The sequence below is a fragment of the Bradyrhizobium septentrionale genome, from assembly GCF_011516645.4.
Classification (GTDB): Bacteria; Pseudomonadota; Alphaproteobacteria; order Rhizobiales; family Xanthobacteraceae; genus Bradyrhizobium; species Bradyrhizobium septentrionale.
This window is the reverse complement of sequence record NZ_CP088285.1, coordinates 8,133,515-8,157,780: the sequence shown is the minus strand read 5'-3', so window position 1 is coordinate 8,157,780 and position 24,266 is coordinate 8,133,515. Positions and strand designations below refer to the sequence as shown.

Genomic DNA, 24,266 nt, shown 5'->3' with positions numbered 1-24,266 from the left:
CGCGCCACGCGCGGCTTGAACTGTAATTGAAATGCAAGTTTACATTGCGCAACGTTTGCCCGGCTTGCGACGGGTCGCGGTTACTCTCGCCATTCTTGTCGCGCTCGGAGCCGCAGCGCACGCGCAAACTGGCGGTCAGGGCGGTGGCAACTTCAACGGCGGTGGTGGTAGTTGCGGCGGTGCTGCCGGTGCGAGCAGTGCGACGGGGGTTGGCGGAGCTGGCGGGAACGGCAACTGTGTTAACTCCGGTGGTGGCGGCGGGGGCGCGGGCACGACCGGCGGCCAGGGCGGCACAAGCCCTGACGGCGCGGCTGGCGGCGCTGGGGGCGTCTCGGGGGTCGCCGGCGGCGCTGGCGGCGCCGGCGCGAGCCCCGCTGGCGGGCCTCAAGGCTTCGGGCAGGGCGGCGGCGGCGGCGGTGGTGCGCATGGCCTCGTTGTCACAACCACCTCCACCCTGACGACGAGTGTGACAGGCGGCGATGGCGGTGCTGGTGGCGTCGGGATCGGTGATGCCGGCGGCGGTGGCGGCGCGGGCGGCTACGGTGTTGTCGTCGAGAACGGCGTCAATGCCACGGTCAACGCCGCGGCGACCGGTGGCAAGGGCGGGGCCGGCGAAACTTCACAAAATCCGTTCGGCGCCAATGGCGGCGACGGCGGGTTTGGGCTCTTCGTGTCCGGCGCGTCGACCATCACCAACAACTCCAGCATCATTGGTGGCAACGGCGGCGCCGGCGGCATCAACGTCGGCTGTTGCCCGGCGCTCGGCGGCAATGGCGGCAATGGCGCGGCCGGTATCTCGCTTGCTTCCGGCAGCACGCTGGTGAATTCGGCGACGATCATCGGCGGCAATGGTGGCGCCGGCGGCAATACCACCGACACCAATAATACTGCGGCCGCGGGAAGTGGCGGCAACGGTGGGGTCGGCGTGACCGGGTCCAACGCGACGATCACCAATAGCGGAACGATCACGGGCGGCGCGGGCGGTGCCGCGGGGACCGGGATCACCAATGGCTTAGCCGGAACCTCCGGCGCCGGGATCAGCGGCAGCAATCTCACGATTATCAATAGCGGATCGATTTCCGGAGCGTCCGGGGCGAACGCCATCACGTTCACGGGCGGCAGCAATTTCCTTGGGCTGCAAGGAGCATGGAGCCTCACCGGCAACATCGCACTCGACGGCGCCAGTAGCCTGTCATTCACTCAGACCACTTCGGCCACGCTGTCGAATGTGATCACGGGCACGGGGACCGTCATCAAGACCGGTGCCGGCACGCTGACGCTCACCGCCGCAAACACCTATTCGGGTGGCACGACCGTGAGCGGCGGCCTGATCAACTTCAACGCAACAAGCAATTTCGGCTCGGGCAACATCACGCTCAACGGCGGCGGCCTGCAATGGGCGAGCGGCAATACGGCTGACATCTCGGGGCGGCTGAACGCAATCGGCTCCGGCGGTGCGACGTTCGACTATAACGGCAATGGCGTGACTCTCGGGACGCAACTCACCGGCACCGGCGGAGTGACCATCGCCAACTCCGGCAGCGGCGGCATACTGACGCTAGCGGCAGCCGAGAGCTACACGGGTGCAACCACGATCAACGCCGGCGCAACGCTCGCATTGTCCGGCAGTGGCGATATTTCCAGCTCGAGTGTCGTGACGGTCAACGGCACATTCGATATTTCGGCACAGGCGCTTCTCTTCGGTGCGATCACGACACTGGCGGGCAACGGGTCGGTCGCGCTTGGCACCAAAGTACTGGTCATTACCGGCGGTTCAACGGAATTCTCCGGCGCGATCAATGGCGGGGGCGGCCTGGAATTCGCCGGCGGCATTCAGACCCTGTCTGGTGTCAATGGCTATGCCGGCGTCACCCAGATCGACGGCGGCGCGACGCTGGCACTTAAAGGAAGCGGCTCAATCGCCAATTCGCTCTATCTTGGTTTCGCATCGGGCTTGCTTCCTGCAACACTTGATATTTCGCAGACCAACGGCGGCGCCAGCGTTACCGGCCTTTATGATCCGACCGGCCGCGGCGCCATTTCCCTCGGCTCCAAGACACTCACCATCACCGCCCATGTCGGCCCGTTCAACGGTACCATCCAGGATGGCGGCATCGGTGGTGGCACGGGCGGCAACGTGACGATCGCCAACGGCGCTGTGGCGACCTTCGGAGGCGTCAATACCTTTACCGGCCTCACCACGATCAACAGCGGCGGCGAACTGTTTCTGACCGGAGCCGGCAGCATCGCGTCCTCGAAGGCGGTGATCAACAACGGCTACTTTGACATCGCGGGTCGCGCCGGCGATGCTTCGATCGCGAGTCTTTCCGGCACCAGCGCCGGCGTGGTGAATCTGGGCGCCCACACACTTACCTTCACCAATGCGAACGGAACGTTTGCCGGCATCATCCAGGACGGCGGTGCGGGCGGCAGCGTGGCGATCACCGGCGGCAAGGAGATCCTAACCGGGGTCAACACCTACACCGGCTCGACCACCGTCAACGGCGGCACGCTGGAAGTGGATGGCTCGATCGCCAGTTCATCGAAAGTGACGGTCAATTCCGGCGGCACCTTGAGCGGTACCGGCGTTGTCGGTGCTGCGACCGTAACCGTTGGTAACGTGACCGTTGGCGGCACGTTGACGGTGTCAGACAGCAACCCCCGCGTGATAACCGTCACCGGCGGCACAGATTTGGTGAACAACCTGGTCGCCAGTTCCAGCGCCCCCTTGAGCGGCGGCGTTGATCCGGCGGCCACAGCCATCATGAGCGGCGGCACATTGGCGCCCGGCGGTGCGGCAAACCCGACCGGCACGCTGACCGTCAATGGCAATCTCGCCTTTCAATCCGGTGCGATCTATCTGGTTCAGGTGACGCCGACACTTGCAGCGTCGACCAATGTCAGCGGGACAGCGACGCTCGGCGGCGCTGCCGTGAATGCGGTGTTCGCTAACGGCAGCTATATCTCGAAGCAATACACGATCCTCAGCGCCGGCAGCGTCAGCGGCACCTTCGGCTCGCTCGCCAACAGCAATTTGCCGGCGAATTTCAGCGACACGCTGAGCTACGACGCCACCCACGCCTATCTCAATCTGACGCTGAACTTCGTGGCGCCTTCCGCTCCGAACTATGGCGGCGGCCTCTCCATGAACCAGCAGAACGTCGCCAACACGCTGGTCAATTTCTTCAATACGACCGGCGGCATTCCGACGGTGTTCGGCACGCTCGCGCCGGCGGGGCTGACGCAGGCCTCCGGCGAGTTGGCCACCGGCTCGCAGCAGACGACGTTCGATGCGATGAACCTGTTCATGGGGCTGCTCACCGATCCCTTCATGAACCGTACCGGCGGATTGGGGTCGATGCCGAGCGCAACGGGTTATGCGGACGAGGGTGATACGAGCGCCTATGCCGCGACCCGGAAGGCCGATGCATTCGCGATGTTCACCAAGGCGCCATCCGCACCATTCGTGCAGCGTTGGAATGTCTGGGCTGCGGGCTTCGGCGGTTCGCAATCGACCAGCGGCAACGCCGTTGTCGGATCGAACAACACAACCAGCAGCGTCTATGGCACCGCGGTCGGAGCCGACTATTTGTTTTCGCCGAACACCGTTGCGGGCTTTGCAATTGCCGGCGGCGGCACCAACTTCTCCGTCGCCAACAGCGGCGGCGGCCGATCCGATCTGTTCCAGGCCGGCGTCTATGTCCGTCACACCGAAGGACCGGCCTATATCTCCGCAGCGCTCGCTTATGGCTGGCAGGACATCACCACCAACCGCACCGTGACGGCCGGCGGCATCGACCAGCTGCGCGCCGAGTTCGATGCCAACGCGTATTCGGGCAGGATTGAAGGCGGCTATCGCTTTGTCGCGCCATGGGTCGGCGGCGTCGGTATCACGCCTTACGCCGCGGGCCAGTTCACGACCTTCGATCTGCCGGCCTATGCCGAACGGGTGATCTCGGGCTTGCCGAGCTTTGCGCTTGGCTATGCCGGCAAGAGCGTGACCGACACGCGCAGCGAACTCGGCTTTCGCACCGACAAGTCCTTCCCGGTGCAGGACGGCGTCCTGACGCTGCGCACCCGCTTCGGCTGGGCGCACGACTACGATCCCAATCGTGCGATTGCCGCGACCTTCCAGGCGCTGCCCGGCGCGAGCTTTGTCGTCAACGGCGCGGCGCAGGCAAGCGACTCTGCGTTGACCACGGCATCGGTCGAGATGAAATGGCGAAACGGCTGGTCGGCCGCCGCGACATTCGAAGGCGAGTTCTCCGACGTCACCTCAAGCTACGCCGGCAAGGGCGTGGTGCGGTATCAGTGGTGAGACGGATACCGAAGGATTTTTGGCAAGTTGAGGTCGTTTAGGGCACGTCAGGAGGTCGGATCCGTTCGTCGGTCGTTTCGGCCCCTTATTGATGTGCCGCCAACCGCGCAAATCCGTCGTCGCTCCAGCCTTCGCTGCCGACGCCGTGCCGCACGAAGAACAGGCCGGCCGGATCGTATTGCTGCTTAATCTGCAGAAGCCGCTTGTAGTTCGCCCCCCAATAGGCCTGCTGCCATTTCGGTTCGAAGAAGCTGCTTTCCGCAAGATAGGCACCGCCATCCGGCGCGACCTTTCTGAGTTCTCCGACGGCCTTCGCGATCCCCGCTGCGTTCTTGCGCGCGTCGGCCAGATCAGGCTCGTGGCCGCTGAGGCCGGAATAGGCCGGCGGACCCTCGCTTGCGATGATTGCGAGCACGAAGGCGTCGATGACGGCGGGGTTAGTCGCGGTCTCTTTTGCCGAGGCGATTGCAGCCTCCGATCCACCGGCCAGCCCTTTCTGAAAGTGCAACTCGACTGTCGCATGCTGTGCGGCTGCGAGCAGCGCTTCGACCAACCGCGGGCGCTCCACACCATCCAGCAGTGAGGCCGGAAGCCAGAGCGATTCAAAGCCATGAATGAAATGCCCGGCTTCGCTCAGATTGGCGGCCCAGAACACGTTCTCCGCCGGCGCGCCGGGACGGTCGTCGGACAGGATCGCCTGCGGCGCGCGCTGCCTGATATAGGCGGCGTCCCAGCGGCGCGCTGCCGGACCTGTGCGGATCGACGGCGAACGGGTGAAGGCGAATTCGCCCCCGGCTTCGCTCACGAGGCGAATGAAGGCCTGCCACAGTTCGTCAGCCTGCTGCTTACTTAGCCCCTGGAACGAGAGCTGGATGTCGAGCACATTGCCGGGCTTGATGTTGACGATCTCGCCCCAATGGCGGTCATGCAGGCGGTCGGCGTAGAGATCGACGAACGCGCCGACGAGCTTGCGGAATGATGAGCCGGATGCGGCCTGGATCGTCATGGAGGCGAAGCCAAACACATCGGGTAGTTCATGGGTCCGCAGCGTCAGGCGGGTGACGACGCCAAAGGTGCCGCCGCCGCCGCCGCGCAAGGCCCAGAACAGGTCGGGGTTGCTGCGGGCATTTGCGATCCGGACCACACCGTCGGCGGTGACGATTTCGGCTTCCAGCAGGCTCGCCGCGGCGGTGCCGTAGTTCTTCGAATAGCTGCCGAAGCCGCCGCCCTGCAGCAGCCCCGCGACGCCGACGGTTCCGCAGCCGCCGCCCTGGACATAGCGGCCACCCCGGGTCGTCACCTCGTTGTAGACGTGCATCCAGATCGCGCCGGCACCGACGGTGACGGCCGGCTGCGGCGGATCCTCAGAGCCTTGCGCGACGAAGCTCTCGTGCAGCGTGATGTCGTTCATCGCCCGCGTCCAGATCATCAGCGAGTCCGGTGCACTCGATGTGCCGAGATAGGAGTGGCCGCCGCCTCTGACGACCAGCCGCAGATTGTTGTCACGGGCGAAATTGACGGCAGCGACGACGTCGGCTGTCTTGCGCGCTGCGACCGCGTAGACGCTCGGCTGCGACGCCCAGGCGTCGAGATAGCCCGCGGTCTGGGTCAGCGCCGCGTCGTCGCCGATGTAGTAGGGATTTTTGAGCCCCTTGAAGACATCGCGGCAAGCCGCGCCGGCAGGATTGTCCTGACACGCCACGAGCGGCGACTTCACCGCCATGAGCCGCCCCTCGGTTTGCTCGTTGAGCCGGTTCCAACTGGCTGCCGACGGCCATTCAGGATCCGAGGGGCGCGTTCGCCGAAGCATTTGCGACGAAATGCTCGCGCCTTGCGCTGCGGCAACCGGCCTCGGCACCATCCAGTGCGCCACCGGCGTCAGGGCCGCGCCGATCAGGAGTTCGCGACGATTCATCGGCCGGTCACCGGTCCGTGAGCAGAGCCGATTTTCACGCCGTCCGGACGGCTCACCATCCTGCTTTGCGGGACGACGTTCGCTTGCCTGTGATAAAGACCGGCTTGAGTGACGGATCGCAGTTGGGTCCCCGACCTGACCACCGGGGCAGACGACCTGACGAGTTGCACCATCTATTCCATCCCGACATGCCGACGACGCAGCCAGAGAATTCCATTGAACCGGTGACAGGTCGTCGCGTCGAGCGGTCTTGGGACGAGCAACCCGATTCCAGGGACGAAAATCGACCCGATGTGACGGCAATGCGATGGAGCGGGGCGGAGCGCGCCTCGATGCTCGCCTATGGCTGGGTGGCGCTGCTGATCGTGGCGAGTGGCGTGGTCAACGTCTTCTCCTCGGTCAACGAGTTCAAGCCGTCCGCGGGGTTCGCACCATTGCGCACGCCCGTGCTGCTCGAGATGACGAGCGCCGTTGCGTGGATCCTGTTTCTGCCACTCCTGCGAAGCGGCGTCGCACAATTGCGTCTTCGGCGCAGCCGCGTGATGGCCGTCACGCTGGCGGGGGCGGCGACGCTGCTCTACGCGTTCGCGCATCTCGTCACCATGGTCGGGTTGCGCAAGCTGTTGCTGGCCGATGTCTATTCGTTTCATTGGATGACGGCATTTCCGCATGAGTTCCAGAAGGACATTGTCTCGTCGGTGATGGTGGCAGTGGTGATCTGGTTGATGGATCGCAGGGGGGCGGTGATATCAGCGGCGCCGGCGCTGACCGCCGAGGTGTCTGCACCGCCGGTGGCCGAGCCGCCCGTCGACGCCGCCAACCCCAGCCTCTGGCTGCGGGATGGCGCGACGAGCTTTCGGATCGATCCCCGCGACATCGTGGCCGTGACGTCCGCCGGCAACTATGTCGAATTCAGTCTTCCCAACGGACGCCGTCTTATCCGCAGCACGCTGGCGCGCGAGCAGGATCGGCTCCAGCCGTTCGGCCTTGTCCGCGTGCATCGGGCGAGACTGGTGAATCCAGCGCGGGTCGTGGCCGTCGAGCATCGTCCGGCGGGCGACTTCTTGCTGCGCATGGACAATGGCGAGACGCTCGCCGGCAGCAAGCGCTATCGGAACGTCGTGGCGACCTTCACGGAAAATTCGAACGGGTAAATCCCGGCAGGGTTGGCGTCTCCAGCCCGATTACCTCGCGCGTAATCGTGCGCACGACATCGTTTTGCGATGATCGGTCGATCGGTGGCGTTCACGTCACGGCCGATCCGCAAGGGAGATCTGAGATGAATCGTCGAACAGTCCTCGAAGCAACATTGCTTGGCACCGCTCTCGCTGCGGCCGCGCCTGCCGACGCGCAAACCACGCCGCCGCAGCCGGCGCGCCAATCGCGCGTGACGGCGAGGGATGGCACCTCGCTGTTCGTGCAGGATTGGGGTGCAGGCCGGCCGGTGCTGCTGCTCGCCGCCTGGACATTTAATTCCGGCATCTGGGGCAGTCACATCGTGGCGCTCAATGCCAAGGGGTATCGCTGCGTCGCACCGGACCGGCGCGGCCATGGCCGCTCCGACATGCCGATGACGGGCTACGATCTCGACACGCTGACCGATGACGTCGCTGCCGTGATCGAGCAGCGCGACCTGCGCGACGTGACACTGGTTGCGCATTCGATGGGATCGATCGAGGCGGTGAACTATCTGGCGCGTCACGGCGGGGAACGCATCGCGCGATTGGTCCTAGTGGCGCCGACCACGCCGTTCCTGGTGCAGACGGAGGATAATCCCGACGCAGTTCCGAAGCCGATGATCGACGCGCAGAATGCCGCGATTGCGCAGGACTTCCCGAGATGGATGGGCGAGAACGAGGCGCCGTTTTTCATGCTCGACACGCCCGAGGTCACGCGGGCCTGGATCAGGGAGATGATGCTGAGCGTGCCGCTGCCGGTGGCGCTGGCCTGCCGCAGAACGATCTCCTTTGCCGATCTGCGCGCGGCGGCCAGGGGGATCGATCGCCCGACGCTGATCGTGCACGGCGACAAGGATGCCAGCGCACCGCTCGAGCTGACCGGCGCCAAGACCGCGGCGCTGATCAAGGGCAGCAAGCTTTCCGTCTATGAAGGCGCGCCGCACGCTTTGCCGCTGACGCACAGCGCGCGCTTGATGTCCGACCTGCTGGCCTTCATGGCTGCTTAACTGGCGCGCGCGATATCCGATCGGATCCAGCGCGCGGCCCAGACGAACAGCAGCGCGCCCCCCGATCGTCTTTGTTCTTGTTTGCTTGCGCGCGGAACTTAGGCTTCGCGGTTGTAATTCCCCGCCTCGAATTCGACCGGCGTCGCGTCGGCGTCGAACGACACGCCGATCGGGTCGCGGCCGGCGGCGAGCGCCTCGAGCTGCTCGCCAAGCATCCGGCGGACCATCAGGATGCCGCGGTCGCTCTGGCCAAAATGCTCTTCGGAATGGACCGTCACCGGTCCCTGGCCGACCTGGGCCTCATAGTCGCCGGGGAATTGCTGGTGCTCCTGCTCCGTCATGTCCCACCAGAACTTGCCGTTGAACTTCGAGCGCATGCGGCCGATATCGCCTGAATTCTTGACCCGGCCGGCGACGTAGATGCGGAACGAGATGTCGTCGATCGGCAAGGTCCAGCCGATCGATTCGACGCGGGCGAATTGCGCGACCCGCGGATTGGGCACGACGCGCAGCGTGGGGAGGGCGGCCTCGGTGACGCGGTAAAACACCTTGCCGTCGTCCTGCCTGCGGATCGAGCGCACCGCGACGCCGCGCGGCGACATCTCGAACTTCACCTCGGGCATCGAGGCCATCATGGTGGTGAACTGCGGCCCTGAGAACGAGCCGTGCAGCACCGGCACGTGGTAGGGGTCGGCGACGTTCTCGAAATGCTGCAGCCAGTTGCAGGGGATCACGGCCGGGCCGCCGCCGCCGACCGAGGAATCGTCGGCCTCGACGAACTCGCCGTCGTCCATGGTCTCGAGGCATTCGTAGCGCGGCAGCACCGGCTTCTTCTCGGCCGGGCCCATGTAGGCGAAGATCAGGCCGTAGCGTTCCTGCACCGGATACCAGGGCTGGCGCACTCTGTCCTTGAACAGGCCGCCTTCGGGCTCGCAGGGCTGTTCGACGCAGCGGCCCTCGGTGTCGAACTTCCAGCCGTGATAGCAGCAGCGAATGCCGTCTTCCTCGACCTTGCCGTAATAGAGAGTGGTGCCGCGATGGCAGCAACGGGCATGCAGCAGTCCGATCCGGCCATGCCGGTCGCGGAACAGGACCAGATCCTCGCCAAGCGCGCGGACTTTTCTGGGGATATCGGTGGCGTCGCCGGCGAGGCCGACCGGGTGCCAGTAGCGGCGCAGCAGCTCGCCCATCGGCGTGCCGCGGACGACGGAGGTGAGCTCGGTCCGGGTGGTCGACGGCTTCATCGCATAGGCCGTGCCGAGATCGCGGTCTCGCTGGGTGATCGTCATGTTGTTCCTCCCGCCGTTGGTCTGGTGCCCGCGGTCGCGCTGTCGTTGATGAAGTCAACGATAGATCGATGACAGTGTCAACGATATCGATTAGCTTGGCAGCGCGTGGCTTTGTTGGCAGAGGTTGGCGATGACCGAGAAGCTCAGGACGGAGAGGGCGTTGCCGCCGGAAGCCGTGGTCGACGCCGAGCTGGCGCCGATCACCGCGATGATGTCGTCGCGGCTGATGGTGCTGGCGAACCTGCTCAAGCGCGGTGCGATGTTGCGTTACAAGCGGCTCGCCGGGCTGTCCTCGGTCGAGTTCGGCCTGGTCGCCTCGCTCGGCCGGCGGCCGCCGATGAGCGTGGTGCGGCTGGCCGAAGCCGTCGGCATGGACAAGGGCCAGATCAGCCGGGCGCTCGCCGAGCTCGTCGCGCGCAAGCTGGTGGCCAAGGCGGCCAACCCGCGCGACAACCGCGAAACCCTGGTCTCGCTGACCAAGACGGGCCTCGCCGCCCATGACGCGATCGTGGCCGGTGCGCAGGAGCGAAACCGGCGCCTGCTGGAACAGCTTACCCCACAGGAACTTGCGCTGCTGCTCGGACATGTCGATCGGCTGACGGAGATCGCCGCCGAGATGCTCGCCGCCGAGCGGGAGCTGGGCTGATATGGCGAGCGCGGAGGGCACCGGATCGCCGACGCAGCGTTGCCGATTGAGGCAAGTGCTGCCGCCTGATCGGGCCGAGAGCCCGCAGGAAGGACGGTAAAAGCGTCAAAATAGCTTGTCTTGCGCCCCCTGTTGCGCTGCGCTAAAGCCTCAAGAACAATTCCAATCAACGAATCTGCGGCACGTCCGAAACCGCAGCAAGAAGGCCTCGCCGATGACCGGCATCCTGCAAAATTACCTCCCACTTGTGGTGTTTATCGGAGTCGCCAGCCTGATCGGTCTGGCGCTTCTGATCGCGCCGTTCCTGGTCGCGTTCCAGTCGCCGGACCCGGAAAAGCTGTCCGCCTATGAATGCGGATTCAACGCTTTTGACGACGCCCGCATGAAGTTCGACGTCCGCTTCTATCTGGTGGCGATCCTCTTCATCATCTTCGACCTCGAAGTGGCGTTCCTGTTCCCCTGGGCGGTGGCGTTCGGAAAGCTCGGCGCGACCGGCTTCTGGTCGATGATGGTGTTCCTGGCCGTGCTGACGGTCGGGTTTGCATATGAATGGAAGAAAGGCGCGCTCGAATGGGATTGAGCCCCACCGCCGCATCCTCGCAGCCGGCGATCGCGCAGGCTCCGAAGGGCATTCTCGATCCGTCGACCGGCAGGCCGGTCGGCGCCAATGATCCGTTCTTCCTCGAGGTCAATCACGAGCTGTCCGACAAGGGCTTCTTCGTCGCCGCCGCCGACGACCTCATCACCTGGGCGCGCACCGGCTCGCTGATGTGGATGACCTTCGGTCTCGCCTGCTGCGCAGTCGAGATGATGCAGGTCTCGATGCCGCGCTACGACGTCGAGCGCTTCGGCTTTGCGCCGCGTGCCTCGCCGCGGCAGTCCGACGTGATGATCGTCGCGGGCACCCTGACCAACAAGATGGCGCCCGCGCTGCGCAAGGTCTATGACCAGATGCCGGAGCCGCGCTACGTCATCTCGATGGGCTCATGCGCCAATGGCGGCGGCTACTACCATTATTCCTACTCGGTGGTGCGCGGCTGCGACCGCATCGTGCCGATCGACATCTACGTGCCGGGCTGCCCGCCCACGGCGGAAGCGCTGCTCTACGGCGTGCTGTTGCTGCAGAAGAAGATCCGCCGTATCGGCACCATCGAACGCTAAGGTTTCAGGCATGGACGACGGCAAGCTCGACTCCCTTGGGCAGACGATCGTGAGCGCGCTTCCGGGCGCCGCCACCGCGCACTCGGTCGCGTTCAATCAACTCACTATCGACGTCGAGATTGGCAGAATCGTGGACGTCGTCACTTTTCTGCGTGACGATCCCAACTGCCGCTTCGTCAACTTCACCGATGTGACCGCGGTCGACTATCCGAGCCGCGAGAAGCGCTTCGATGTCGTCTACCATCTGCTGTCGCCGACGCTGAACGCGCGCATCCGGCTGCGCGGCCAGGCCGACGAGACCACGCAGGTGCCGTCGATCATCGGCGTCTTCCCGGGCGCCGACTGGTTCGAGCGCGAGACCTACGATCTCTACGGCGTGATCTTCACCGGGCATCCGGACATGCGCCGTCTGCTGACGGATTACGGCTTCGACGGCCATCCGTTGCGCAAGGATTTCCCGCTCACCGGCTTCGTCGAGGTCCGCTACGACGACCAGGAGAAGCGGGTGCTGTACGAGCCTGTCAGGCTCAACCAGGAATTCCGCAAGTTCGATTTCCTGTCTCCGTGGGAAGGGGCCGACTACCCCTTGCCGGGTGACGAAAAGGCGAAGGCAGAGCCGAAGGCCTGATCATGAACGAACAGAATCTTCGCAACTTCACTATCAACTTCGGTCCGCAGCATCCGGCGGCGCACGGCGTGTTGCGCCTCGTGCTGGAGCTCGACGGTGAAGTGGTCGAGCGCGTCGATCCGCATATCGGCCTGCTTCATCGCGGCACCGAGAAGCTGATCGAGCACAAGACCTATCTGCAGGCGATTCCCTATTTCGACCGGCTCGACTACGTTGCGCCGATGAATCAGGAGCATGCGTTCTGCCTCGCGGCGGAAAAGCTGCTCGGCATATCAGTGCCGCGCCGCGGCCAGTTGATCCGCGTGCTGTATTGCGAGATCGGCCGCATCCTGTCGCATCTGCTCAACGTCACCACGCAGGCGATGGACGTCGGCGCGCTGACCCCGCCGCTGTGGGGTTTTGAAGAGCGCGAAAAGCTGATGGTGTTCTATGAGCGCGCCTCGGGCTCGCGCATGCACGCGGCGTTCTTCCGCGTCGGCGGCGTGCACCAGGACCTGCCGCCGAAGCTGATCGACGATATCGAGGCGTGGTGCGATCCGTTCCTCAAGGTGGTCGGCGATCTCGATACGCTGCTGACCGGCAACCGCATCTTCAAGCAGCGCAACGTCGACATCGGCGTTGTGCCACTGAAGGAAGCCTGGGAGTGGGGCTTCTCCGGCGTGATGGTGCGCGGCTCGGGCGCGGCGTGGGACCTGCGCAAGTCGCAGCCTTACGAGTGCTACGCCGAAATGGATTTCGACATTCCGATCGGCAAGAACGGCGACTGCTACGACCGCTATCTGATCCGCATGGAAGAGATGCGCCAGTCGGTGCGCATCATGAAGCAGTGCATCCAGAAGCTGAAGGCGCCGGACGGGCAGGGCCCGGTCGTGGTCGAGGACAACAAGATCGCGCCGCCGCGCCGCGGTGAGATGAAGCGCTCGATGGAAGCGCTGATCCATCACTTCAAGCTCTACACCGAAGGCGTGCACGTGCCGGCTGGCGAGGTCTACGCCGCGGTCGAGGCGCCGAAGGGCGAGTTCGGCGTCTATCTCGTCGCCGACGGCACCAACAAGCCCTACAAGTGCAAGATTCGCGCGCCCGGCTTCGCCCATCTGCAGGCGATGGACCACATCTGCAAGGGCCATCTGCTCGCCGACGTTTCCGCCATCCTGGGCTCGCTGGACATCGTGTTCGGCGAAGTCGACCGGTGATGATGTCCGCATCCGCACCGCGCGCAATGAGAGTTTGATCGATGTCCGTCCGCCGCCTTGCCCCGAAGGAATTGCAGCCCGCGAGCTTCACGTTCACGGACGAGAATCTCGTCTGGGCCAAGAAGCAGATCGAGAAATATCCGCCGGGCCGCCACGCTTCGGCTGCGATCGCGATCCTGTGGCGCGTCCAGGAGCAGCATGACGGCTGGGTGTCGGAAGCCGCGATCCGCGCCGTCGCCGACCTGCTGGAGATGCCGCATATCCGCATGCTGGAGATCGCGACCTTCTACACCATGTTCCAGCTCTCGCCGGTCGGCAAGAAGGCGCATGTGCAGGTGTGCGGCACCACGCCGTGCCGGCTGCGCGGTGCCGCCGACCTGATCGAGGTCTGCCAGCATCGCATCCATCACGATCCGTTCCAGCTGTCGAAGGACGGCAACTTCTCTTGGGAAGAGGTCGAGTGCTTAGGCGCCTGCGTGAACGCGCCGATGGTGCTGATCTGGAAGGACACCTATGAGGACCTGACCAAGGAAAGCTTCGGCAAGGTGCTCGACGGTTTTGCCGCCGGCAATCCGCCGAAGCCGGGCCCGCAGATCGACCGTCAGTTCTCGGCCCCCGCAGGCGGTCCGACCACGCTGAAGGAAACGACCTGATGCGGGCCACTCAGGTGCAGGCAAACGGGCAGGAAAACAAGGCGGGGAGGGCTGCGATGAAGGCCTGGCGCACGATCGCCCTGCATAGCTCTGTCGCGGCCGGATTCATGTTCCTGCTGCAACGTTACGGCCTGAACGCGACGCTGGAATCCAGCCTGTTGTGGGCCATCGTGTTCGGCGGCTGCGCCGCCGGGCTCGCTTACTCCCAAGCCAATCGGTGATGTTCGGAAAGTTTTGAGCATGCTCGACGACAAGGACCGCATCTTCAAGAACCTCTACGGCCTGCATGATTGGGGCCTCGAGGGCGCGCGCCGCAGAGGCGCCTGGGATGGCACCAAGGGAATCATCGACAGGGGCCGCGACTGGATCATCAACGAGATGAAGGCCTCCGGCCTGCGCGGCCGCGGCGGCGCGGGCTTCCCGACCGGCATGAAGTGGTCGTTCATGCCGAAGGAATCCAAGGACGGCCGTCCGAGCTATCTCGTCGTCAACGCGGACGAGTCGGAGCCCGGCACCTGCAAGGACCGCGAGATCATGCGGCACGATCCGCATCTGTTGGTCGAGGGCTGCCTGCTCGCGAGCTTCGCGATGGGCGCGCATGCCTGCTACGTTTATATCCGCGGCGAATTCATCCGCGAGCGCGAACACCTGCAGGCCGCGATCGACCAGGCCTATGAGGCCAAGCTGGTCGGCAAGGACAATATCAACGGCTGGCCGTTCGATATCTACGTGGCCCACGGCGCCGGCGCCTATATCTGCGGCGAGGAAACCGCGCTGCTCGAGAGCCTCGAGGGCAAGAAGGGCCAGCCGCGGCTGAAGCCGCCGTTCCCGGCCAATGTCGGCCTCTATGGCTGCCCGACCACCGTCAACAACGTCGAGTCGATCGCGGTCGCGCCCGACATCCTGCGCCGCGGCGCCGCCTGGTTCGCCGCCATCGGCCGTCCGAACAATGTCGGCACCAAGCTGTTCTGCATCTCCGGTCACGTCGAGCGGCCCTGCAACGTCGAAGAGGCGATGGGGATTCCGTTCCGCGAGCTGATCGAGAAGCATTGCGGCGGCATCCGCGGCGGCTGGGACAATCTGAAGGCCGTAATCCCCGGCGGCTCGTCGGTGCGCATGGTGCCGGCCGAGCAGATCATCGACACCCCGATGGATTTCGACAGCCTGAGCAAGCTGCGCTCGGGCCTCGGCACCGCGGCCGTGATCGTGATGGACAAGTCGACCGACCTGATCCGGGCGATCGCGCGCATCTCCTATTTCTACAAGCATGAGAGCTGCGGCCAGTGCACGCCGTGCCGCGAGGGCACCGGCTGGATGTGGCGCGTCCTGACCCGCATGGCCGACGGCCGTGCCCACAAGCGCGAGATCGACATGCTGCTCGAGGTCACCAAGCAGGTCGAGGGCCACACCATCTGTGCGCTTGGCGACGCTGCGGCGTGGCCGATCCAGGGCCTGATCGCGCATTTCCGTCACGAGATTGAAGAGCGGATCGACCAGTATTCGCACAAGGCCGATCTCGACGATCAGGGCGTTCGCGATCCCGTGCACATGGTAGCTGCGGAGTAATGACGGCGATGACGCAGAAAGCCGCATGGTGGCAGAGATACGGGACGTTTGCGCAGATGGCGCACGCGACCGTGGCGCTGCTCGGCTTTTGCGCAGTCCTGCTGCAGATCAACGAGATCCGTTCGTCGAGCCGCGCCTCCGCTGCGCGCACGGCGTTTCTGGGTTACACCGATCTCGCCTTCAAGAACCCGAAATTCGCGCAGCCCGATTACGAGGCTATCAAGGCCGGCAGTCGCGAAGAGCGGTCGCAGTATGAGAGCTTTGTCTCGTACTTCCTCTATGCCTGCGAGGAGACCTTTGCCGCATTCGCGGACAAGCGCGAATGGCAGGCGTCCTGTGACTACGATCTGAAGCCGCATTTGCCGTTCCTCTGCGAGAAGAACCAGGCGCAGCCCGCCTATCTCGCGACCTACGGCACCGACACCCAGCAATGGGTGAAGACCTCACTGAAAACCGCCAGCGTCGCACCGCCCGGCTGCAAGCTCGGAAAGACTTGAGACAGACATGAGCAAGATCATCATCGATGGCAAAGAGATCGATGTGCCGCCGGAGTACACGCTGCTGCAGGCGTGCGAGGCGGCCGGCGCCGAGATTCCACGCTTCTGCTACCACGAGCGGCTGTCGATCGCCGGCAATTGCCGGATGTGCCTGGTCGAGGTGAAGGGCGGCCCGAAGCCGGTCGCGAGCTGCGCCTGGGCCGTGCGCGATTGCCGTCCGGGCCCGAAGGGTGAGCCGCCGGAGATCTCGACCCGTTCGCCGATGGTCAGGAAGGCGCGCGAAGGCGTGATGGAGTTCCTGCTGATCAACCATCCGCTGGACTGCCCGATCTGCGATCAGGGCGGCGAGTGCGACCTGCAGGACCAGGCGATGGGCTACGGCGTCGACACCAGCCGTTTCGCCGAGAACAAGCGCGCGGTCGAGGACAAGTATCTCGGGGCGCTGGTCAAGACCTCGATGAACCGCTGCATCCAGTGCACGCGCTGCGTCCGTTTCTCCGCCGAAGTCTGCGGCGCGCCGGAAATGGGCGCGACCGGGCGCGGCGAGGACATGGAGATCACCACCTATCTGGAGCAGGCGCTGAGCTCGGAGCTGCAGGGCAACCTCGTCGACATCTGCCCGGTCGGCGCGCTGACCTCGAAGCCCTATGCGTTCGCGGCGCGGCCTTGGGAGCTCGGCAAGACGCAGTCGGTCGACGTCATGGACGGCGTTGGTTCTGCGATCCGCGTCGACACCCGCGGCCGCGAGGTGATGCGCATCCTGCCGCGCATCAACGAGGCGGTGAACGAGGAGTGGATCTCCGACAAGACCCGCCACGTCGTCGACGGCCTGCGCACGCAGCGCCTCGACCGGCCCTATGTGCGTGAGAACGGCCAGCTCAGGCCGGCGACCTGGCAGGAAGCCTTTGCTGCCATCGCCGCCAAGGCCGGCCGCACTGACGGCAAGCGGATCGGCGCCATCGCGGGCGATCTCGCCGCGGTCGATGAAATGTATGCGCTGAAGGAGCTGCTGGCGAAGTTCGGCTCGGTCAATCTGGCGGTGCAGGGCGGCGACGCGTTCGACGCCAAGGCGGGCCGCGGCTCCTACATCTTCAACCCGACCATTGCCGGCATCGACCAGGCCGACGCGATCCTGATCATCGGCTCGCATCCACGCAAGGAAGCCGCGGTGCTGAACGCGCGGATCCGCAAGCGCTGGCGCACCGGCGCCCTCAAGGTCGGCATGATCGGCGCCAAGGCCGATTTCACCTATGACCACGACTATCTCGGTGCGGGCACTGAGACGCTGGCCGATCTCGCCGCCGGCAAGCACTCCTTTGCCGACGTGCTGAAGAACGCCAAGAACCCGATCATCCTGGTCGGCGCCGGCGCCTACACCAGGCATGACGGCTCGGCGGTGCTGGCGCAGGCTGCCAAGCTCGCCGTCGATGTCGGCGCGCTGAAGGACGGCTGGAACGGCTTTGCGGTGCTGCAGGATACCGCTTCGCGCGCCGGTGCGCTCGATATCGGCTTCTCGCCGGCGGCCGGTGGCCTGACCACGGCGCAGATGACCACCTTCGGCACGCTCGACGTGGTGTTCCTGCTCGGCGCCGACGAGATCAAGGCGCCGGACGGCACCTTCGTGGTCTATATCGGCACCCATGGCGACAAGGGTGCGCATCGCGCCGACGTCATCCTGCCGGGCGCGGCCTATACCGAGAAGTCGGGCATCTACGTCAACACCGAGGGCCGGGCGCAGATTGCCAACCGCGCCGCGTTCCCGCCGGGCGAGGCCCGCGAGGACTGGGCGATCATCCGCGCGCTGTCCGACGTGCTCGGCAAGAAGCTGCCGTTCGACTCGCTGCAGGCGCTGCGCCAGGCGATGTTCAAGGCCTGGCCGCATTTGATGCGGCTCGACCAGATCGAAGCCGGCAAGGCTGATGACGTCAAGGCGTTGGCCGGCAGGGGCGGCAGCGTCGACAAGGCGGCGTTCAAGCCGACCGTCGAGGATTTCTATCTGACCAACCCGATCGCGCGGGCCTCTGCCGTGATGGCGGAATGCTCGCGGCTGGCGTCGGGCCGAATGCTGACGGCAGCGGAGTGAGCGTGACCTGATGGCTGATTTCTTCGCAAGCTCGTTCTGGACCGGCTTCCTCTGGCCGCTGATCATCATGGTCGCGCAGAGCCTGTTGCTGCTCGTCGTGCTCCTGATCGCGATCGCCTACATCCTGCTCGCCGACCGCAAGATCTGGGCGGCGGTGCAGATCCGCCGCGGCCCCAATGTGGTGGGCCCGTGGGGCCTCCTGCAATCCTTCGCCGACCTGCTGAAGTTCGTGCTGAAGGAGCCGGTGATTCCGTCGGGCTCCAACAAGGGCGTGTTCCTGCTGGCGCCGCTGGTCTCCTGTGTGCTGGCGCTGGCCGCCTGGGCCGTGATCCCGTTCAATCTCGGCTGGGTGATCTCCGACATCAATGTCGGTGTGCTCTACATCTTCGCGATCTCGTCGCTGTCGATCTACGGCATCATCATGGCCGGCTGGTCATCGAACTCCAAGTATCCGTTCCTTGCGGCGCTGCGCTCGGCTGCGCAGATGGTGTCGTATGAGGTCTCGATCGGCTTCGTCATCATCACCGTGCTGCTCTGCGTCGGCTCGCTGAACCTGTCGGCGGTGGTCGAGGCCCAGAACTCTCGCGGGCTCGCGCATTTGATCGGCCTGCCGCAGCTCACCATCCTGAACTGGTATGTCTGGCCGCTGTTCCCGATGTTCGTGGTGTTCTACGTCTCGGCGCTGGCGGAAACCAACCGTCCGCCGTTCGATCTCGTGGAAGCGGAATCCGAGCTGGTCGCCGGCTTCATGACCGAATACGGCTCGACACCGTATCTTTTGTTCATGCTCGGCGAATATGTCGCGATCACCACGATGTGCGCGCTGGCGTCGATCCTGTTCCTGGGCGGTTGGCTGCCGCCGGTCAATCTGCCGCCGTTCACCTGGATCCCGGGCATCGTCTGGTTCGCCCTGAAGGTGTTCTTCATGTTCTTCATGTTCGCGATGGCGAAGGCGATCGTGCCGCGCTACCGCTACGATCAACTGATGCGGCTCGGCTGGAAGGTGTTCCTGCCGCTGTCGCTGGGGATGGTGGTGATCGTGGCCGGGGTGCTGCAGTTCGCCGGCATCGCGCCGAAGTGAGGCCGTCATGAGTGTCAACGTCAACGCAACTGCCCGCTCGCTCCTGCTGTCGGAATTCGTCTCGGCGTTCGTTCTCGCCATGCGCTATTTCTTCAAGCCGAAGCCGACGCTGAACTATCCCTTCGAGAAAGGCCCGATCTCGCCGCGCTTCCGCGGCGAGCACGCGCTGCGCCGTTATCCGAACGGCGAGGAGCGCTGCATCGCCTGCAAGCTGTGCGAGGCGATCTGCCCGGCGCAGGCGATCACGATCGAGGCCGGCCCGCGCCGCAATGACGGCACCCGCCGCACGGTGCGTTACGACATCGACATGGTGAAGTGCATCTATTGCGGCCTGTGCCAGGAGGCATGCCCGGTGGACGCCATCGTCGAGGGACCGAATTTCGAATTCGCGACCGAGACCCGCGAGGAACTCTACTATGACAAGGCGAAGCTGCTCGCCAATGGCGACCGTTGGGAGCGCGAGATTGCGAAGTCGATGGCGCTCGACGCGCCGTACCGGTGAGGTGAGGGCATGATCCTTCCGGCGCTGTTCTTCTATCTGTTTGCTGCCGCCTGTGTGGCCTCGGCTGTCATGGTGATTGTCTCGCGCAATCCCGTGCACTCCGTGCTGTACCTGATCCTGGCGTTCGTCAACGCTTCGGGCCTGTTCATCCTGATGGGCGCCGAGTTCCTCGGGATGATGCTGATCGTGGTCTATGTCGGCGCGGTCGCGGTGCTGTTCCTGTTCGTGATCATGATGCTCGACGTCGACTTCGTCGAGCTGCGCGAGGGCTTCATCCAGTACCTTCCGATCGGCATTGTGATCGGCGGCATCTTCCTGTTCGAGCTCTTGCTGGTGGTCGGCGCCTGGGTGATCAACCCGTCCGTGACCAAGACGATCACCGCCGCGATTCCGACCAATGTCAGCAACACCGAGGCGCTCGGCCTCGTGCTCTATACGAAGTACATCCATTACTTCCAACTTGCCGGCATGGTGCTCTTGGTCGCGATGATCGGCGCCATCGTGCTGACGCTGCGCCACAAGGCCAACGTCAAGCGGCAGAACATCAACGTGCAGAACGCGCGCACGCCGGAAATGGCGATGGCGATGCGCAAGGTGGCGTCGGGGCAGGGCCTGCAGGATGCCGACGCGGCGGAGTGGGTGAAATGACGATCGGGCTCGGACACTATCTCGCGGTCGCCGCGATCCTGTTCACGCTCGGGATCCTCGGCATCTTCCTCAACCGCAAGAACATCATCATCATCCTGATGTCGATCGAGCTGATCCTGCTCTCGGTCAACATCAACCTGGTGGCGTTCTCGACGTTCCTCGGCGACATCGTCGGCCAGGTGTTCGCGCTATTGGTGCTGACGGTGGCGGCGGCCGAGGCCGCGATCGGCCTTGCCGTGCTGGTGGTGTATTTCCGCAACCGCGGTTCGATCGCGGTTGAAGACGTCAATCTGATGAAGGGCTAGCGCGCAGATGTACCAGGCAATAGTCTTTCTGCCGCTGCTGGGCGCCATTCTCGCAGGGCTGATCTCGATATTCGGCGCGCATGCCCGCTGCCCGAGCGGCGACACCGTCGACCACCACGACGATGCGCATGGCGACGCTCATGCCTCCGCCGCCCACGACGATCACGGCCAGGACGACCATGGTCATGACGACCACCACGTCTCGGAGCCGCCGGCCGCCGGATCGCGGCTCGCCGAGCTGATCACCACGGGCCTCTTGTTCGTGTCGGCTGCGCTGTCCTGGTTTGCGCTGGTCGACGTCGGCTTCATGCATCACGACGCCCGTGTCGAGCTCTTGCCTTTCATCACCTCGGGCGACCTGCAGGTCGCCTGGTCGCTGCGGATCGACACCCTGACCGCGGTGATGCTGGTCGTGGTCAACACCGTGTCCGCGCTCGTCCACCTCTATTCCATCGGCTACATGGACGAGGACCCGAACCGGCCGCGCTTCTTCGGCTATCTCTCGCTGTTCACCTTCGCGATGCTGATGCTGGTGACGTCGGACAACCTCGTGCAGCTGTTCTTCGGCTGGGAGGGCGTGGGTCTGGCGAGCTACCTCCTGATCGGCTTCTGGTACCAGAAGCCGTCGGCCAACGCTGCCGCGATCAAGGCCTTCGTGGTCAACCGCGTCGGCGACTTCGGCTTCGCGCTCGGCATCTTCGCGATCTTCGCGCTGGTCGGCTCGACCGATTTCGAGACCATCTTCCACGCCGCGCCCGGGCTGACCGGCAAGACCATCGACTTCTTCGGCTGGCACCCTGACGCGCTGACGCTGACCTGCCTGTTCCTGTTCATGGGCGCGATGGGCAAGTCGGCCCAGTTCCTGCTGCACACCTGGTTGCCGGACGCCATGGAAGGCCCGACCCCGGTGTCGGCGCTGATCCACGCCGCGACCATGGTCACCGCCGGCGTCTTCATGGTGGCGCGGCTGTCGCCGCTGTTCGAGCTGTCACCGACCGCGCAGGCGGTGGTGATGTTCTTCGGCGCTACCACGGCATTCTTCGCCGCCACCATCGGCCTGGTGCAGAACGACATCAAGCGGATCGTCGCGTATTCGACCTGTTCGCAGCTCGGCTACATGTTCGTGGCGATGGGAGCAGGGGCCTATTCGGTCGGCATGTTCCATCTGTTCACCCACGCCTTCTTCAAGGCGCTGCTGTTCCTGGGCTCCGGCTCGGTGATCTATGCGATGCATCACGAGCAGGACATCCGCAACATGGGCGGCCTGTGGCGCAAGATCCCGTACACGTTCGCGGTGATGTGCATCGGCACCCTGGCGCTGACCGGCTTCCCGCTGTTCGCCGGCTACTTCTCCAAGGACGCGATCATCGAGGCGGCCTACGCGGCGCACAACCCGTTCGCGACGTATGCCTACGGGCTGACGATCGCGGCCGCCGGCCTGACCTCGTTCTACTCCTGGCGTCTGATCTTCAAGACGTTCTTCGGCGAGCCGCACGACCAGAAGCACTACGAGGCGGCGCATGAGAGCCCGATCTGGATGCTGGTGCCGATCGGCGTGCTCGCCGCCGGCTCGATCCTGGCGGGTCTGCCGTTCAAGGAAGTGTTCGCCAGCCCACACGGCGTCGAGGAGTTCTTCCGCGAATCCGTCAAGATGAACCCGCACATTCTCGAGGACATGGAGCACATGCCGGGCTGGCTCGCGCCACTGCCGACCGTCATGATGGCCCTCGGCCTGTTCATCTCCTACATGTTCTACATCAGCAGGCCCTACCTGCCGGTCGAGCTCGCGAAGCAGCAGCCGATGCTGTACCAGTTCCTGCTCAACAAATGGTACTTCGACGAGCTGTACGACTGGATCTTCGTGCGTCCGGCCAAGTGGCTCGGCTACACGCTCTGGAAGAAGGGCGACGGCTTCGTCATCGACGGCTTCGGTCCGGACGGCGTCTCGGCCCGCGTGCTCGACGTCACTCGCAATGTCGTCAAATTGCAGACCGGCTATCTCTATCACTACGCTTTCGCGATGCTGATCGGGGCCGCCGGATTGATCACCTGGTTCATGTTCGGCTTGGGAGGCCAGTAAAATGACAACCTGGCCCATCCTTTCCGTCACGACCTTCCTGCCGGCGGTCGGCGCGATCCTGGTCTATCTGCTGGCGCGCGGCGGCGACGAGACCGCGGGCCGCACGGCGCGCTGGATCGCGCTGTGGACCACGCTGATCACCTTCGCGGTGTCGCTGATCCTGGTCGCCCGCTTCGATCCGGCGCAGACCGACTTCCAGTTCGTCGAGAAGGCGTCCTGGCTCGCCACCGGCATCACCTATCACATGGGTATCGACGGCATCTCGCTGCCGCTGATCATCCTGACCACCGCGATCATGCCGCTCTGCATCATCGCGAGCTGGAAGTCGGTGACGAGCCGCGTCGGCGAATACATGATGGCGTTCCTGATCCTGGAAACGCTGATGGTCGGCACCTTCTCGGCGCTCGACCTCGTGCTGTTCTATCTGTTCTTCGAGGGCGGCCTGATCCCGATGTTCCTGATCATCGGCGTCTGGGGCGGCCCGCGCCGGGTCTATGCATCGTTCAAGTTCTTCCTCTACACCTTCCTCGGCTCGGTGCTGATGCTGCTCGCCATCATGGCGCTGTACTGGAACGCCGGCACCACCGACATCCCGACCCTGATGCACACCGCGGTGCCGCGGTCGCTGCAGACCTGGGCGTGGCTGGCGTTCTTCGCCTCGTTCGCGGTGAAGATGCCGATGTGGCCGGTGCACACCTGGTTGCCTGACGCGCATGTCGAGGCACCCACGGCGGGCTCGGTGATCCTGGCCGCGATCCTCTTGAAGATGGGCGGCTACGGCTTCCTGCGTTTCTCGCTGCCGATGTTCCCGCTGGCCTCGCACGACTTCGCGCCGTTCGTGTTCACACTGTCCGTCATTGCCATCATCTACACCTCGCTGGTGGCGATGATGCAGGAGGACATGAAGAAGCTGATCGCGTACTCCTCGGTCGCCCATATGGGCTTCGTCACCATGGGCATCTTCGCGGTGACGACGCAGGGCGTCGCCGGCGGCATGTTCCAGATGATCTCGCACGGCATCGTTTCCGGCGCGCTGTTCCTTTGCGTCGGCATCGTCTACGACCGCATGCACACCCGCGAGATCGCGGCCTATGGTGGCCTGGTCAACCGGATGCCGCTCTATGCGATGACCTTCATGGTCTTCACGATGGCCAATGTCGGTCTGCCTGGCACCTCGGGCTTCGTCGGCGAGTTCATGACGCTGCTCGGCACCTTCAAGATCTCGCTGCCGACGGCGTTCTTCGCTACCACCGGCGTGATCCTGTCGGCCTGCTACGCGCTCTGGCTCTACCGCAAGGTGGTGTTCGGCGCGCTGGTCAAGCCGTCGCTGATGTCGATCAAGGATCTGACCTTCCGCGAATGCGTGACGCTGTTCCCGCTGATCGCGCTGACCATCCTGTTCGGCGTCTATCCGAAGCCGGTGCTCGACATGTCGGCCGCCTCGGTGCAGCAGCTCGTCAACAATTACAACACCGCCGTGACTGCCGTGAAGGCAGCCGCGCTGACCGTCCAGTAA

The 24,266-nt window shown here is 64.6% G+C and carries 21 protein-coding genes; 19 read left to right on the top strand and 2 right to left on the bottom strand.

The window, feature by feature from the left end:
• Positions 1 to 31: 31 nt before the first annotated feature.
• Positions 32 to 4,318: an autotransporter domain-containing protein gene (locus HAP48_RS40725; RefSeq protein ID WP_166205417.1), complete on the top strand. Its 4,287-nt coding sequence runs from the start codon at positions 32 to 34 to the stop codon at positions 4,316 to 4,318.
• 85 nt (positions 4,319 to 4,403) lie between these two features.
• Here the strand turns inward: HAP48_RS40725 and HAP48_RS40720 are convergent, their stop codons facing one another.
• Positions 4,404 to 6,233, bottom strand: coding sequence for an FAD-binding oxidoreductase (locus HAP48_RS40720; protein ID WP_166205416.1), 1,830 nt, complete (start codon positions 6,231 to 6,233; stop codon positions 4,404 to 4,406).
• Between the two features lie 302 nt (positions 6,234 to 6,535).
• On the opposite strand from HAP48_RS40720, the gene HAP48_RS40715 reads away from it, so the two are divergent.
• Positions 6,536 to 7,387, top strand: a complete 852-nt coding sequence (locus HAP48_RS40715) for a LytTR family DNA-binding domain-containing protein (RefSeq protein ID WP_166205415.1) — start codon at positions 6,536 to 6,538, stop codon at positions 7,385 to 7,387.
• A gap of 125 nt (positions 7,388 to 7,512) precedes the next feature.
• A complete protein-coding gene (locus HAP48_RS40710; RefSeq protein WP_166205414.1) occupies positions 7,513 to 8,418 on the top strand; it encodes an alpha/beta fold hydrolase in 906 nt (301 codons plus the stop codon).
• A 98-nt stretch (positions 8,419 to 8,516) separates the two neighbouring features.
• Here the strand turns inward: HAP48_RS40710 and HAP48_RS40705 are convergent, their stop codons facing one another.
• Positions 8,517 to 9,707 carry an aromatic ring-hydroxylating dioxygenase subunit alpha gene (locus tag HAP48_RS40705; protein WP_166205413.1) on the bottom strand — a complete coding sequence of 397 codons (1,191 nt, stop codon included), beginning with the start codon at positions 9,705 to 9,707 and terminating at the stop codon, positions 8,517 to 8,519.
• Positions 9,708 to 9,837: 130 nt separating this feature from the next.
• Between HAP48_RS40705 and HAP48_RS40700 the strand changes: the two genes are divergently transcribed.
• The 16 genes from HAP48_RS40700 to HAP48_RS40625 all read left to right on the top strand — a co-directional run bounded on the left by HAP48_RS40700 (position 9,838) and on the right by HAP48_RS40625 (position 24,266).
• A complete protein-coding gene (locus tag HAP48_RS40700; RefSeq protein ID WP_166205412.1) occupies positions 9,838 to 10,353 on the top strand; it encodes a MarR family winged helix-turn-helix transcriptional regulator in 516 nt (171 codons plus the stop codon).
• Between the two features lie 214 nt (positions 10,354 to 10,567).
• A complete protein-coding gene (locus tag HAP48_RS40695; protein ID WP_018271860.1) occupies positions 10,568 to 10,933 on the top strand; it encodes an NADH-quinone oxidoreductase subunit A in 366 nt (121 codons plus the stop codon).
• A complete protein-coding gene (locus HAP48_RS40690; RefSeq protein WP_166205411.1) occupies positions 10,924 to 11,514 on the top strand; it encodes a NuoB/complex I 20 kDa subunit family protein in 591 nt (196 codons plus the stop codon). The genes HAP48_RS40695 and HAP48_RS40690 overlap by 10 nt, the downstream gene beginning before the upstream one ends.
• Before the next feature lie 10 nt (positions 11,515 to 11,524).
• Positions 11,525 to 12,142 (top strand): NADH-quinone oxidoreductase subunit C, encoded by a 618-nt coding sequence (locus HAP48_RS40685; protein WP_166205410.1) that lies wholly within the window; start codon positions 11,525 to 11,527, stop codon positions 12,140 to 12,142.
• Positions 12,143 to 12,144: 2 nt separating this feature from the next.
• Positions 12,145 to 13,335, top strand: coding sequence for an NADH-quinone oxidoreductase subunit D (locus HAP48_RS40680; RefSeq protein ID WP_166205409.1), 1,191 nt, complete (start codon positions 12,145 to 12,147; stop codon positions 13,333 to 13,335).
• A gap of 41 nt (positions 13,336 to 13,376) precedes the next feature.
• Entirely contained in the window at positions 13,377 to 13,988 is a 612-nt protein-coding gene (gene nuoE / locus HAP48_RS40675) for an NADH-quinone oxidoreductase subunit NuoE (RefSeq protein WP_166205408.1), read from the top strand.
• A complete protein-coding gene (locus tag HAP48_RS40670) occupies positions 13,988 to 14,209 on the top strand; it encodes a hypothetical protein (protein WP_166205407.1) in 222 nt (73 codons plus the stop codon). The genes nuoE and HAP48_RS40670 overlap by 1 nt, the downstream gene beginning before the upstream one ends.
• A gap of 19 nt (positions 14,210 to 14,228) precedes the next feature.
• Entirely contained in the window at positions 14,229 to 15,554 is a 1,326-nt protein-coding gene (nuoF, locus tag HAP48_RS40665; RefSeq protein ID WP_166205406.1) for an NADH-quinone oxidoreductase subunit NuoF, read from the top strand.
• A gap of 8 nt (positions 15,555 to 15,562) precedes the next feature.
• The gene (locus tag HAP48_RS40660; protein WP_166205405.1) at positions 15,563 to 16,051 is read left to right on the top strand and encodes a hypothetical protein; all 489 of its coding nucleotides are present in this window, start codon (positions 15,563 to 15,565) and stop codon (positions 16,049 to 16,051) included.
• Between the two features lie 7 nt (positions 16,052 to 16,058).
• A complete protein-coding gene (gene nuoG, locus HAP48_RS40655) occupies positions 16,059 to 18,134 on the top strand; it encodes an NADH-quinone oxidoreductase subunit NuoG (RefSeq protein ID WP_166205404.1) in 2,076 nt (691 codons plus the stop codon).
• Between the two features lie 10 nt (positions 18,135 to 18,144).
• On the top strand, positions 18,145 to 19,215 hold the full coding sequence (gene nuoH / locus HAP48_RS40650; protein ID WP_166205403.1) for an NADH-quinone oxidoreductase subunit NuoH: 1,071 nt from the start codon (positions 18,145 to 18,147) through the stop codon (positions 19,213 to 19,215).
• Between the two features lie 7 nt (positions 19,216 to 19,222).
• Positions 19,223 to 19,717: an NADH-quinone oxidoreductase subunit NuoI gene (gene nuoI, locus HAP48_RS40645; protein ID WP_166205402.1), complete on the top strand. Its 495-nt coding sequence runs from the start codon at positions 19,223 to 19,225 to the stop codon at positions 19,715 to 19,717.
• 9 nt (positions 19,718 to 19,726) lie between these two features.
• The gene (locus HAP48_RS40640; RefSeq protein WP_166205401.1) at positions 19,727 to 20,365 is read left to right on the top strand and encodes an NADH-quinone oxidoreductase subunit J; all 639 of its coding nucleotides are present in this window, start codon (positions 19,727 to 19,729) and stop codon (positions 20,363 to 20,365) included.
• The gene (nuoK, locus tag HAP48_RS40635) at positions 20,362 to 20,670 is read left to right on the top strand and encodes an NADH-quinone oxidoreductase subunit NuoK (RefSeq protein ID WP_076857700.1); all 309 of its coding nucleotides are present in this window, start codon (positions 20,362 to 20,364) and stop codon (positions 20,668 to 20,670) included. Before HAP48_RS40640 ends, nuoK begins: the two co-directional genes overlap by 4 nt.
• A gap of 7 nt (positions 20,671 to 20,677) precedes the next feature.
• The gene (gene nuoL / locus HAP48_RS40630) at positions 20,678 to 22,750 is read left to right on the top strand and encodes an NADH-quinone oxidoreductase subunit L (RefSeq protein ID WP_166205400.1); all 2,073 of its coding nucleotides are present in this window, start codon (positions 20,678 to 20,680) and stop codon (positions 22,748 to 22,750) included.
• 1 nt (position 22,751) lies between these two features.
• Complete coding sequence (locus HAP48_RS40625) at positions 22,752 to 24,266, top strand: NADH-quinone oxidoreductase subunit M (protein ID WP_166205399.1); 1,515 nt, start codon at positions 22,752 to 22,754, stop codon at positions 24,264 to 24,266.

Excerpts from the sequence above, each read along its gene's own strand:
- HAP48_RS40680 (WP_166205409.1), top strand. The coding sequence starts at position 12,145 with ATGAACGAACAGAATCTTCGCAACTTCACTATCAACTTCGGTCCGCAG.
- HAP48_RS40695 (WP_018271860.1), top strand. The coding sequence starts at position 10,568 with ATGACCGGCATCCTGCAAAATTACCTCCCACTTGTGGTGTTTATCGGA.
- nuoF (WP_166205406.1), top strand. The coding sequence starts at position 14,229 with ATGCTCGACGACAAGGACCGCATCTTCAAGAACCTCTACGGCCTGCAT.
- HAP48_RS40660 (WP_166205405.1), top strand. The coding sequence starts at position 15,563 with ATGACGCAGAAAGCCGCATGGTGGCAGAGATACGGGACGTTTGCGCAG.
- HAP48_RS40700 (WP_166205412.1), top strand. The coding sequence starts at position 9,838 with ATGACCGAGAAGCTCAGGACGGAGAGGGCGTTGCCGCCGGAAGCCGTG.
- HAP48_RS40720 (WP_166205416.1), bottom strand. The coding sequence starts at position 6,233 with ATGAATCGTCGCGAACTCCTGATCGGCGCGGCCCTGACGCCGGTGGCG.
- HAP48_RS40725 (WP_166205417.1), top strand. The coding sequence starts at position 32 with ATGCAAGTTTACATTGCGCAACGTTTGCCCGGCTTGCGACGGGTCGCG.
- HAP48_RS40715 (WP_166205415.1), top strand. The coding sequence starts at position 6,536 with ATGCGATGGAGCGGGGCGGAGCGCGCCTCGATGCTCGCCTATGGCTGG.
- nuoL (WP_166205400.1), top strand. The coding sequence starts at position 20,678 with ATGTACCAGGCAATAGTCTTTCTGCCGCTGCTGGGCGCCATTCTCGCA.
- nuoG (WP_166205404.1), top strand. The coding sequence starts at position 16,059 with ATGAGCAAGATCATCATCGATGGCAAAGAGATCGATGTGCCGCCGGAG.
- HAP48_RS40685 (WP_166205410.1), top strand. The coding sequence starts at position 11,525 with ATGGACGACGGCAAGCTCGACTCCCTTGGGCAGACGATCGTGAGCGCG.
- nuoE (WP_166205408.1), top strand. The coding sequence starts at position 13,377 with ATGTCCGTCCGCCGCCTTGCCCCGAAGGAATTGCAGCCCGCGAGCTTC.
- nuoK (WP_076857700.1), top strand. The coding sequence starts at position 20,362 with ATGACGATCGGGCTCGGACACTATCTCGCGGTCGCCGCGATCCTGTTC.
- nuoI (WP_166205402.1), top strand. The coding sequence starts at position 19,223 with ATGAGTGTCAACGTCAACGCAACTGCCCGCTCGCTCCTGCTGTCGGAA.
- HAP48_RS40640 (WP_166205401.1), top strand. The coding sequence starts at position 19,727 with ATGATCCTTCCGGCGCTGTTCTTCTATCTGTTTGCTGCCGCCTGTGTG.
- HAP48_RS40625 (WP_166205399.1), top strand. The coding sequence starts at position 22,752 with ATGACAACCTGGCCCATCCTTTCCGTCACGACCTTCCTGCCGGCGGTC.
- nuoH (WP_166205403.1), top strand. The coding sequence starts at position 18,145 with ATGGCTGATTTCTTCGCAAGCTCGTTCTGGACCGGCTTCCTCTGGCCG.
- HAP48_RS40670 (WP_166205407.1), top strand. The coding sequence starts at position 13,988 with ATGCGGGCCACTCAGGTGCAGGCAAACGGGCAGGAAAACAAGGCGGGG.
- HAP48_RS40690 (WP_166205411.1), top strand. The coding sequence starts at position 10,924 with ATGGGATTGAGCCCCACCGCCGCATCCTCGCAGCCGGCGATCGCGCAG.
- HAP48_RS40710 (WP_166205414.1), top strand. The coding sequence starts at position 7,513 with ATGAATCGTCGAACAGTCCTCGAAGCAACATTGCTTGGCACCGCTCTC.
- HAP48_RS40705 (WP_166205413.1), bottom strand. The coding sequence starts at position 9,707 with ATGACGATCACCCAGCGAGACCGCGATCTCGGCACGGCCTATGCGATG.